This window comes from Lysinibacillus sp. NPDC093190 (genome assembly GCF_050280425.1).
Taxonomy (GTDB): Bacteria; Bacillota; Bacilli; order Bacillales_A; family Planococcaceae; genus Lysinibacillus.
Map to the genome: position 1 here is coordinate 92,882 of NZ_JBNNVG010000015.1, position 12,383 is coordinate 105,264.

At 36.8% G+C, this 12,383-nt stretch carries 6 protein-coding genes and 1 riboswitch; of the genes, 3 read left to right on the forward strand and 3 right to left on the reverse strand.

Going from position 1 to position 12,383, the window contains the following annotated elements; translation table 11 throughout:
• Positions 1-104: 104 nt before the first annotated feature.
• Together ACQKOF_RS13420 and ACQKOF_RS13425 are read right to left on the reverse strand one after the other, a co-directional pair.
• Complete coding sequence (locus tag ACQKOF_RS13420; RefSeq protein ID WP_427557722.1) at positions 105-1,406, reverse strand: hypothetical protein; 1,302 nt, start codon at positions 1,404-1,406, stop codon at positions 105-107.
• A gap of 454 nt (positions 1,407-1,860) precedes the next feature.
• Complete coding sequence (locus tag ACQKOF_RS13425) at positions 1,861-4,824, reverse strand: ATP-binding protein (RefSeq protein WP_427557725.1); 2,964 nt, start codon at positions 4,822-4,824, stop codon at positions 1,861-1,863.
• A gap of 208 nt (positions 4,825-5,032) precedes the next feature.
• On the opposite strand from ACQKOF_RS13425, the gene ACQKOF_RS13430 reads away from it, so the two are divergent.
• Positions 5,033-6,193, forward strand: coding sequence for a response regulator (locus ACQKOF_RS13430; protein ID WP_427557727.1), 1,161 nt, complete (start codon positions 5,033-5,035; stop codon positions 6,191-6,193).
• A gap of 125 nt (positions 6,194-6,318) precedes the next feature.
• On the opposite strand, the gene ACQKOF_RS13435 is transcribed toward ACQKOF_RS13430, so the two are convergent.
• Complete coding sequence (locus ACQKOF_RS13435; protein WP_427557729.1) at positions 6,319-8,223, reverse strand: S-layer protein; 1,905 nt, start codon at positions 8,221-8,223, stop codon at positions 6,319-6,321.
• A 252-nt stretch (positions 8,224-8,475) separates the two neighbouring features.
• On the opposite strand from ACQKOF_RS13435, the gene ACQKOF_RS13440 reads away from it, so the two are divergent.
• Both ACQKOF_RS13440 and ACQKOF_RS13445 read left to right on the forward strand, forming a co-directional pair.
• On the forward strand, positions 8,476-10,578 hold the full coding sequence (locus tag ACQKOF_RS13440) for a methyl-accepting chemotaxis protein (protein WP_427557732.1): 2,103 nt from the start codon (positions 8,476-8,478) through the stop codon (positions 10,576-10,578).
• Positions 10,579-10,742: 164 nt separating this feature from the next.
• The gene (locus ACQKOF_RS13445) at positions 10,743-11,672 is read left to right on the forward strand and encodes an AEC family transporter (RefSeq protein ID WP_427557735.1); all 930 of its coding nucleotides are present in this window, start codon (positions 10,743-10,745) and stop codon (positions 11,670-11,672) included.
• Between the two features lie 481 nt (positions 11,673-12,153).
• A riboswitch (TPP riboswitch) is annotated at positions 12,154-12,268 on the forward strand.
• Positions 12,269-12,383: the final 115 nt, after the last annotated feature.

Genomic DNA, 12,383 nt, shown 5'->3' on the forward strand with positions numbered 1-12,383 from the left:
GGGATTGACTGTGAAGAAGCGATAGCAGAGCAGAAAAAAGCATAGCCCTCTGCGATATTGGCAGAGAGTTATGCTTTTTTCTTTACTGAGATATTAGTGGGTTACTATCTAACAATTTGGAATGAACCAGATGTAGTTGTTTGAATGAAATGACGATTGCCTTCTACTATGTAATCAGCAGGCTCTTGATCGCCAAGATCAAACGTACGAACGATGGAGGTATTCGGCGATAAATTATCGATAATGATTTCCATATCTGCCTCAAATTCAACTAGTTTTTTATTTAATGTTGCTTGGAATGTGATACGATTCAAATTTCGTGTAATTTTAATTTCCATAACACCAGTATCCTCATTAAGAAGAGTTCCTAGCGGTGGAATAATAACAGTCATATTAGATTTTGTTGTTAAAACGAAGCGCTCTGTACTGATTTCCGAATCAGTAACGTTTATTTTTGCTGTATAGGTATTTTTATTTCTAGTCATAGCTGTAATTTTACCAGGTACTGCTACCGTATCCGATAAAATTGGAGTTTTTGTCCCGTTCCCTTTAGTCGGTAGCTTATATTTCCCATTTACAAAGTCCACTAAAGTCCAGACATTAGGGACAAGCTGCTGTTGCACAGGCGTTAAAGCTTCGAAGGCTGTTTTCACTGCCTGTACATCTTGGGTAGTGGACGTTTTAGGCGATAAATCTGCAATGGCGTTTTCCACTTCCTTAGCTGCTTCCTTATCTTTCACAACAAGCTGCTCAGCATCTAATAAAAGCTGCTCTACGCCAACAGGTAAAGAAACGTTTGTAAATTTGCGTAATGCATTGAGCTCTGCTCTAGCATCAGCTACATCTTGATGGAAAGTAATGCGAGAAGAGTTTAACAATCGAATTTTATAAACCACTTTATCGATAGATGTATTTGGCGAAATATAGGATGTCAGTATTCTTTGTGATTCCGCACTCACAAAGGTTTTCTGCGCTGCGTTTAACGTATTGTACCAATCTCTCGTTTCAATAACATTTTGATAGTAATTAATAGAAGTGGATTCCACTGATGCTAATTTTTCTTCGATTTGTGCAGCAAGCTTACGATACGCTACTTTCGTCTGTTTATGATTTGACAGCGTTGAATAATTCGTGACGTACTGTTGTTCCGTTGCGGTTAATGCATCGTATGCTTTGCTGGCTGTCTCTAAAGTTGCTTGGAATGTAGCGGTTGTATCATTAATGTTGGAAATAAGTCGAACAACATTCGCAACATTAGAGTTGTAGTAATAAGTATTATCGTATATATAAGCAGTTTTTACCTGCCCTGTAATATCAGCAGCCGATGCTGACGTAGTAGGTGCAGCATAGATCAATGAAGGGGCCGCAACTAGGGCGAGTAAGGCTAGTTTTCTTTTGTTTTTCATAATACGGGAAACCTCCTATTGGGTTTTAGATAATTGCAATGAATAAATCATAGGGTTTTTATCCTAGATGAAACCTTTGATTGTTTTGATAATATCCTAATTTATGTTGATAAACCAATTTTATCATAGACTAGGGTTTTTTATGTATATTTTAGGTGAATAGGTAGATAGGTTGTGTGTTTTTTTTAATACTTTGTGTCTTAAGTACTTTTGAAAATATGAAAGGTAAGCATGTCGCTTTTCAATAGAGATGAATAGAATCGGAAGAATGATGGATAGAACCTATATCAAGCTATTGAATTAAATATACTCCAAGCAATTATCGAGAAGCATTCAAGTGATTTTAAAACCTATACAGAGGCGATATTGCTTATATAAAAGAAACAACAGGCTATAGGGATCTAGCCTGTTGTTTTTTTATTTGTAGAACGGATAGAACCCGATGATCCTACCCTTATTTAGGAATTGGGAAAGAGATGGTCGTGCCTTGTCCAATCACACTTTCGATCGTTAATTGCGCGCCAAATAATTGCTTTAGGCGTTGTTCGGTATTAACGAGACCGATGCTTGCTTTCTTTTTAGAGTCGGTGTTATCGAAGCCAACGCCATTATCGGAAATGGATATTGTAAAGTACTCGTCGACCTCTGTAATGCGAATTGTGATGGTTCCTCCTTGCTGTTTAGGTAAAATTCCATGCTGGATGGCGTTTTCAACCAGTGTTTGAATCGACAGTGGTGGGACGGATAGCTCTATATTTTCAGGGATGTCCCATTCTACTTGAACTCTATTGCCAAAGCGTATTTGCTCTATGGCTATATAGGAGCGGACCAGCTTTAATTCGTAGTTAAGAGGTACAACTAAGTCGGCATTTTGGAAATCAAAGCTCATCTGTAAATAATCACTAAAAGCAAGCAGTAATTCCTCCATTTGCTCATCGTCTACTCCGTGTAGAGAAATGATCGAGTTAAGTGTGTTAAAGAAAAAGTGGGGCTGGATCTGAGCTTGTAGCCATGCTGCTTCGATGCGTAGACGTTCTTCACTGGATTGCTTAACACGAACGAGTGCATGGACCCTTGATTTAAGCTCCACATATTCCACTGGTTTCTTTACATAATCATTTGCACCACTTAAAAAAGCAAGTTGTATATCCTCTCTTTGCTGACGAGCTGTTAAGAAAAGAATAGGTAGCTCGGAAATAGAGAATCGCTCACGAATCCGTTTTGCTAAATCATAGCCTGACATATACGGCATCATAATATCAGAAATGACTAAATCAAAGCTGCCTTCCTGTAGTTTTTTTAGAGCCTCTGCACCACTTATTGCCGTTTCAATTTCGTATGGCTCCGTTGACAGCACATTAACAAGCACCTGTAAGTTCACAGCGTCATCATCAACAATTAAAACACGCGAATGACTTGTCACAAGGGACCCTTGTTCGGTAGCTGCAGTAATTTCACCTTCAATCATAGAAAGGTTGTTTAGTAATGAAACGTATTTTGAAAGAGAAGCATCATGTTCAGCGTTTAAGTCAGCTTCGTCCACCGCCAAATCTTTAGCTATCGGTAATGAGAAAGTAAACGTAGAGCCTTTGCCAACAGTGGATGACAGCGACATTGTGCCTCCATGTAAGGTAACGAGTTCTTGGCAGATACTTAATCCTAGACCAAGTCCACCACCGATAGATGTCATACTTGAATCAACTTGCTCATAGGGCTCAAATATTTTTTCTTGCATGTCCTTTTCAATGCCAATCCCTGTATCCGTAATAGAAATATATAGTTTTTTACCGACCACTTCGGCATCGAAAGTAATGGAACCTTTTTCAGTAAATTTAATAGCATTATGAAGTAAGTTCGTAAAAATTTGAATAAGCCGAGTCTCGTCTGCCAACACAGGTGGTAAATCTTTAGGGATGTCTATTATTACCTCTACAGGTTTACCTTTTAACATAAAAAGAAATATATTGCTTACACTGCTTGCTAGATTATAAGCATTGATCTGCTTTAGCTGAAGACGAATAGTTTTTTCCTTTAAATTTACTAAATCAAGTAAATCATCTAGCATATAGGACATATGATTACCGATCGTTAGCAAAAGCTTTAAATCGTCATTATTTTTTTCAGCGAGTTGATGATCCTGCTTCACTAAGAGTGTTTGTGCAATACTCATCATGCCGTGCAGAGGATTGCGAAGCTCATGTGAGGTATTTGCAAGAAAATCATCCTTTGTATTTATCTCTTTTTGTAGCTTCACGGAAAGCTTTTCAGTTTGCAGCGTTGTTTGGAAATAACGAGTAAACCAAAATGCTGATAAGGCAGTGATAGCAATCAATATATCGAATGGGTAATTTTTTCGGCCAAATGAGAAAAATAACGAATTATTTACAACCGCAGCACCCATTAATAATAAAAATGCTACTCCGCTTTCTCCTTTAATTACTATAATTAGCATGAAAATGGTTATAATAATAGGTGAAACAATAAGGAGTATTATGAAAATAATTTTAGTACTAACAATATACTCAATAGGAGCTATGACAATAAACAGTAAGTATGCAGCTAATAGTATTGGAATAACATTTAATATTTTGGGTTTGGAATACTTCTTGACCAGATCGCGTAAAAATAAAAAGAGAAATAGCATGGTATTAATATAAAAGAAGTAATATATTTTATTCGCCCAAATCCAGCTAATGGGCATGTAAATATATAAAATTCTATTGCTCGAAGCAAGAATAGTTATACATGTAGAAATAATATGCATTGTGAAGTAAATAAGTGAGTTACTTCGAATTCCCATCGCATAAAGTAAAACCGTGAAAAGTAAGTAAAATATAAACACTAGACAAACTACAATTTGCGTTACAAATGAAAAAAACTTGGATTGTTCCATAGACTGTAAATCGCCAAAAATAATTTCTTTTGTAAAACCACCTTGTACATAGCGATTTGTTTGGAAGCCTTGTATGATGATCTCACTCTCACTGGAATCTAGTGTAAAATAATAGGTGATAGGTCTACCGATAGGGGCAGTTTTTTCATTATCTAATGTCATGTCTCCTAGACCACCAATAAGCTGTCCATCAACATAAAGCTCATATGGTGACAGTTCTTCGGGTATAGTAATGCCATATAGTTGAGGCTTTTTGTGATCTTTCAAAATAGTTAAGCGATAAGAACCAAAATGAATGTTTTTTCCATTGTTAAAGTATTGATCCCAAGATTCTGGTAAAGTGGAATAAATTTCATGATCATTCTGTTCAGATGGTTTTTGGTTTTTCGAAACGAGTAGGGTATTTGGGTAAAATGCCCATTCACCCTGTAGCTTTCTTTGAAAATCTTTACTAGTTTCAATACCTCTTAAATCGATAGTCCCTTGTTTCGCAACTAACCCTTCTGGGACATTAATGAAATCCATCCAGGCGAATCGCAGTAATGTAAGCAAGGTAAAGAATATACTAGCAATCAGGAAAATTTTTATTTTTTTTGAAAGAGTTTTTGTTTTTATCATAGATGATATTTTTCGACAGATTCTCAAAAACTCCTTCAAAAGTAATGTTTTTTATCAAATATTAATATAAATGAACGATATTAATGGTATGACTAGCTTTTTAGGAGGGGATGTTATGAGAATTGTAATAGTCGATGATGAATATTTGCCATTAATGAGACTAAAAACCTTAATTGAAAAAAGTAGTATCCCGGAAATTGACATAGTTGGAGATTATACAGATTCTTTAGAAGCGATTGCTCAAATACAAAGTTTACAACCTGATGTTGTATTTTTAGATATAGTAATGCCTAATATGGATGGACTTGCGCTCGGGGAAAAAATTCAAGAACTATTGCCAAACGTAGAAATTGTTTTTACTACAGGATTTGACCAATATGCTATAGATGCTTTCAATTTGCATGCTATAGATTATTTATTAAAGCCTGTGCAAAAGCCTCGTTTGCATAAAGCATTGGAACGACTACAACGGATTATCGAAAAAAATCCACCAATTCCAACTAAGCAAAAAACGATTCAGCTATTAGGGGGCCTGAAGGTGGTTACGCCTGATGGTACTACACAATTAATGAAATGGCGTACATCGAAAGCAAAAGGATTGTTTACTTATATGCTTAGCCATCGCAATGAAATAATTTATCGAGACACTATTTTGGAGTTGTTTTGGCCAGAATCTGATATAGATAAGGCCTCCAAACAGCTATATACAGCTATTTACAACGTCCGACAAACTTTAAAAAATTATGGACTAGATGGTGTGAAGATCTCTAGTCCATTACTAAATTCAGGCTATAAAGTATTGCTAGAAAATGTGGTAATCGATGTAGAGCAATGGCTAACTCAATTAAAATCTTTGCCTCCACTTGATCAGGGAACGATAGAGGAGTATGAGTGTGTATTCCAAGCTTATACAGGCCATTATTTAGGTGATGATGGTTATATATGGTCAGAAAGTGAAAAAGAGCGACTAAGACGATTGTGGTTGCGCCATGCTCAGCAATTAAGTGAGTTCTATATAAAAAATAAAGACTATCAAGCTGCTGTGAAGGTGCAAGAAAAAGTTCAATTATTTTCACCTGATGAAGAAGAAAGCTATTTCACCTTGATGAAGCTCTATGATTTACTGAACAACGTTGCTGCAGTAGAGGAGCAATATTGGCTGTTAAAAAAAATGCTGCAGGAGCAATTAGCGATGGAGCCTAGAGAGGAAATTGAAGAATGGTATAAAGACTGGAGAAAAATGAGTATGATTTCATCGGTAGATATTTTGGGTTGAGATTTGATTTTATATGAGATTGAAGAACAATAGTATATTTAATAGGACAACTTAATTTTATTCATACAATAGTTGTTTTTCATCAACATGAAAGGACTCGGCATTGTGCCGAGTCCTTTCAATTTTTATTGTTTACCTGGACGTTGGACATCTTTATAGATTTTGATGGCCTTGTCTAAACTGTTAATAGCATCTGTCACCTCGTACGAAGAAGCATAGGAGTTATTAACAACAGATTGGGCGTGTTCAACTGCTTTTTTTAGGTCCCGTTTTTCTCGTTCTGTTGTCCACCATTCATAATAGGCGATATCAGAGCCATCCCCATTCGCAGAAACCTTCACATACTGAACAGAATTAATGAGTGATGTTAGCCAAGATTTATCAACGTAATTTCGATAATTCACACCGGATTTATAATTACCTCTATATGTTGAAATGGCACTATATAAATAATTATATGCAGACGAAATATCTGACTGAGATGATGAGCCATTATTTGCAATGCTTTGTGCGTATGAAACAGCAGAAACTAGAGCGTCTTTTTCACTTTGCGTCGTCCAAATTACATTGGAGGCTAGTTCAGATCCATTCACAGAAACGGTTACATACTGAACAGAGTTAATAAGTGATAAAAGGGCAGATCGATCAGCATTATATTGATAAGTGCCATATTTTTGAGCATTTTTATAAACTGTGATAGCGTAGTTTAAATTGCTAATAGCGTTCGTGATATCAGACTGCGTAGCATAGATATGATTTACAACGTACTGAGCCGATGAAACGGCAGAGGTAAGAGCATCCTTCTCACTTTGCGTCGTCCAAGGTACATATGATGCTACATCATTACCATTGTTCCAAGAAACCGTTACATACTGTATAGAATTAATCGTCGATTGTAATGAAGACTTATCGCCATAAACATATTTTGTTCCGCTTTTTTGCACAGCTTGATAAACGGTTAATGCAATTCTGTATTGTGTAATAGCATTGTTTACTTGTTCTTGAGAGGCGTTGGAATTATTAGCTACTGCTCTTGCACTGCTTACGGCAGATTCGAATGCTGTACGTTCAGCCTGTGTCGTCCATTTTTCAGTTGTTAAAACGTCGTATCCATTAACGGATACGGCAACGTACGGAGGTATAGCTACTAAATTACTAAGCTCATTTTTATTCACCACAGGTAATATCACAGAGGCATTTTTATCATCCACCTGCACCTTGTTAATTAGATGTCCTGAATCTAATGCCACCTTTGCCCCGTGCTTGACAATCACTCGCTCAATTTTACCTTCTCCGTAAAGGCTAAAATCTTTCTCAACATCGATTGTAAGCTTATCAACATTGGCTGTAACTTCAAATGCTGTAACTTTACCAACTACATCGATTTTTGAAATAGCTTTGTCAGAAGTCACATTTACTTTAGTGCGCTCCAAGTTAATGTTTGGAGATTTAATATCTTTTAGGGAAACATTTAACCAATTAATATTTCTAGTCAATAAAGGCTTAAAAGTAATTGTATCCCCGATAGTAACGTCATCAATTGTAATGGCTTTCTTCACACGATTAGTTACAATAAGCTCATCTTTAATAGTTACATTTTGAACCTTTACGTAATCCGCATTCACAGTTAGGCTTCCTTCAATTTGCGCGTCACCGCCATCAAAATATACCGCTTTATTGCTTGTGCCAGCTTTAGTTAATGATAGTTCTGTAACGCTCGTAATTTCCCCGTTTTTTACGACAATAGTAGCTTCAGCATTCTTCAATGCAGTGCTATTCGCTGATTTAAAAAGGGGCTTCAGCGACTGACTAATTTTAAGTTGGCCATTGGATGTAAGTACTTTATCTTTAGTGATGTTGTTAATGGTAACGGTTTGCCCCTTTGCTTTGGCTGCAGCTACCTGCCCATCAATTTGAATTGAGTGGTTTAAAGAGGAATCATTTGAAGCGGCGTTTGCAGGTGATACTGGCAAAACTAAGGTTGCTGTAATTGCTGTTGCCATAAAAGTCGATAACGCTTTATTCTTCAAGTTAATCACTCCAATCTCAGTGTTTTATAGATAATATATCATATATTTCAATATTTTAGTATATAATAGGTATGTTTTGCCGGATATTCAAAAATTGATGGGTAATTAGTCCTTTTTTATATGGTTTGAATTTTTGGGATATATACATTTAAATTCTCTGTAAATCCGTAAAATTCTACTTAATTCGATAAATTTCTTATTGTGATAAAACCTTCCATCTATTATCATTATGTATAAAAATGGGGTGTTGTGATGGGGAAGTCTAGGAGTATCGCTTTAAAGCTATCTGCTTTAATTATAGGTTTATTTTTAGTGTTATTTATTACATATACGGTTATTGTAGGTGTTATTTTAAAGAGTCAAAGTGTTGATGATGCAGAAAGTGCAACATTGAAAACTGCTGAATATTCGGCAGCAAAGATGAGTGAACGCTTTAATAAAGTAAACACGACTTTACTGACGATGAAACGTATAGTCGAGGATATGGAGAAAAAAGGTAAACTTTCTGCAGAAGACATAATAAAAATGATGGAAACTAACTTAACTAATAATGAAGATTTACTTGGTGTAGGAGCTGTTTTTGAACAGAACTCCACAAATATAGAGCCAACAATAAATGCTACTTTAGTAGATTCAAAAAAACGCTTTATACCTTATTTAAATAAGGATGGAAATGGAATAACAACGACGTCTCTTGAAAGCATCGACGACAAGAGTATTTCCGAGTGGTATTGGATACCGAAAGAAGAAGGAAGATCCGTCCTAACGGAACCGTACGAATATAATATCAACGGACAAACAGTACAAATGACAACGATTGCTGTTCCGTTAGTCGATGCTTCCGGATCGTTTTTTGGCACATTGACGGCTGATATAGCTATTGACTATTTAAAGGGATTGACAGAGTCCGTAAAGCCAGATGGTGGCTATGCAGCTATTATTACTAATAATGGAGTTTTAACTGCAAATAGCTTTGGTGAGTCATTAAAAGGATTAAATATGCAGGATAATTTGGACTGGACAAGTATTAAACAAACAATGGATAGTGGCGAGCTAAAAAGTATGTATTTGGATTCCAAAGAGCTTAAGGAAAATTCATTTAACGTTTTTGCTCCGATGAATTTAGATGAGATTGATGAAACATGGACTGTACAATTAGTGCTACCAAAATCCAAAATATTAGAAACCTATAATCATGTGCTTACTTTTACCATCATAGCGTCAATTATTATAATTGTATTAATGGCCGTTGCTAGTGCATTGTTTATCTATAAATTACTGAAGCCATTAAAGTTTTTACGCACTTCTATTGAAACGGCGGCAGATGGAGATTTAACTCAAAAAGTGGATGAGAAATATATTAAGTCTGATGAGATTGGTGCTGTTGCATTAGCTTATAATAATATGTTAGATCAAACGAATAGCGCCATTCAAACCGTGCTGAATGCTACGACATTACTCAATCAATCATCAAATTATGTTCATGAGGCGTTTAATGAAATAGTTGCTTCAAGTCAAGAGGTTTCGGTAGCTATTAATGAAATTGCGCAGGGGGCATCAAAGCAATCTGAGGATACAGAAGAAACTAATTATCGAATGATAGATTTATCCGATCAAATTGATGCTATTACAACGCTTTCAAATGAAATGGATGAGCTATCGAAAAAAACGAAAACAACTACAGACGAAGGAATGAAAGAAGTCGAAAGCTTACGTGAACGTAACTCAGAAACGAATGTAATGAATGGACGTATTCAGCAGCAAATGGAGTCATTGGCGTCTAATATTGCCAATATCAATCATATTATAGCGTCTATTCAGGGTATTACTGAGCAAACAAATTTATTAGCCTTAAATGCAAGCATAGAAGCTGCACGTGCTGGCGAACATGGTAAAGGTTTTGCAGTTGTCGCTGAAGAGGTACGAAAGCTAGCAGAGCAATCTAGAAATGAAACAGATATTATTAAGCAAACGGTAGATAGCATTCTTGAAAATTCTCAGCAAACGGTAGCTGTCATTGCCTCAAACGCGGGCTTAATACAAGCTCAAAATGAGTCAGTACAAAGCACTGAGGTTGCGTTTAAAGACAATAGTGAGCTTTCTAGTTCTATTGCAACGTCAATTAGTGAGTTAATGGCTAAACTTTCTCATATGTTAGAGCATAAAAATCAAGCGATTATGGCAATCCAAAGTATTTCTGCTATTTCTGAGGAGACTGCTGCATCTGCAGAACAGGTAAGTGCATCTGCTATTGACCAACAAGCGGAACTACAAAAGGTTGCAGAGTCCATCAATAATATGAACGAAATTTCAAAAGAATTACAAGCGGTCGTTAATCGATTTAAGCTTGTTTAACTTCTTCCAGAGAAAGACTGCTTCAATATGAGGCGGTCTTTTTGTTCATTTATGATAAAAGGCGTTGGGCTAAAAGTGCTTCGTAAAGGGCTATGAGTTAATGGTGAAGTACATTGACCAAGTATAAAAACAGCCCTACTATAGGAGAGGAAAGGGGACACGCTATGATGTATCTCGGTATGATTTTTTTTAAAATTGTAGCTCCAATTTTAGTGCTTCTAGTACTTGGCGCAGTTTTACAAAAGAAATTTCGCTTTAATTTAAAGGCGTTATCTCAACTTATTACATATTGCTTCATGCCAGCGGCTGTTTTTGTGAATATATATGAAACGAGTATAGAGCTGACTGTACTTGGAGAAGTTGCGTTATTTATTTTACTCTTTATCGGAAGCCAAATGGTGCTTAGTCACTTTCTAGCAAAGGGACTCGGCTTAGTAAAAACAGAGGCGGCGGTGTTTAAAAATAGTGTTGTCCTAATTAATTCGGGTAACTACGGTATTCCGGTTGCACAAATGATTTTCGTGACCCAGCCGATTGGAGTAGCAATTCAGGTCATTCTCGTCATATTTCAAAATATGACGACCTATACTTACGGCTTGTACAATTTAATTTCTTCAACAAAATCGGGCATGTCTATTGTGAAAGACTTCCTCAAAATGCCTATTATTCATGCACTTATTATTGGTGTAGCAATGAACTATTTTAATATCGCTATTCCGCAGTTTGTAAGAATTCCAATAGACCATGTGGCAGATGGCTTCATCGCTGTAGCATTAATAACTTTAGGGGCACAACTATCACAGCTTGAAATCAAATCCATGTTCAATAAAATGGTATTCATTAGCTGTTTTACACGACTAGTCATAGGGCCAGCCGTAGCATTGCTGATCATTTATGCGCTTGGCCTTGACGGTGTCGTGGCACAATCACTTTTTATAGCTAGTTCGTTTCCAACATCGCGAAATAGTTCTAGTCTGGCATTAGAATATGACGTAGAATCGGCAACTGCTGCACAAACAGTATTATTTTCAACGATTGTGAGCTGTATTACAGTGACGATCGTGATTTACGTAGCGGAACTGTTGTTTACCTAACAGCTGGATGTTATTCGGAATAAGATAGAGTGACAGCCCATCTGGAGTAAGCGGTTTTTCTTCTGATTTTTAAAAATAGGCTAATCACCAAAAGTTAGGGATTATACTTTTTAAAACGTATGCCATGTAAATAAGTTGATTGGAGTGGAGGCTGGGCGACTCCTTGGGGATTAGCGCCACAGATGAGACCCTGGAGCGAGCAAGTAGGGGAACAAAGGCTAAGGGCATCACGTCCTGTGATAACGCCTTCGTGACCAACATCATGTTGGCCCAAGCGGCTCATCGGGCGCCCCCAGGAAGCTTTGCTCTGTGCGAAAGCGAAGCGACAGCAACAAATGTTTTATCTGTGCGAAAGCGAAGCGACAGCAACAAAGCGCCCAGCCGGAACGGAAATCAACCACACGTATGATGATGACACAAAAATATTCAAATGAAGCTTCCATCTCTTAGCAATATCTGCTACACTAGCATCAAACTTAATAGCATTAACTAGGGGAGTCTGATGAGTCAGGCTGAGAGGGAAACGCATAGAGGTTTCTTGACCCTTTGGACCTGATCTGGCTCATACCAGCGTGGGAAAGTTAACCATTATTGCACTCTACGTTATTTGCAATAACTTTACCTTTACATTCTTAGCCGGATCCAAATTTTTTTGGATTCGGCTTTTTGTTTTTGTGGGGTGAGCTAGATTCGGTCCTTGGATAAAAGTAA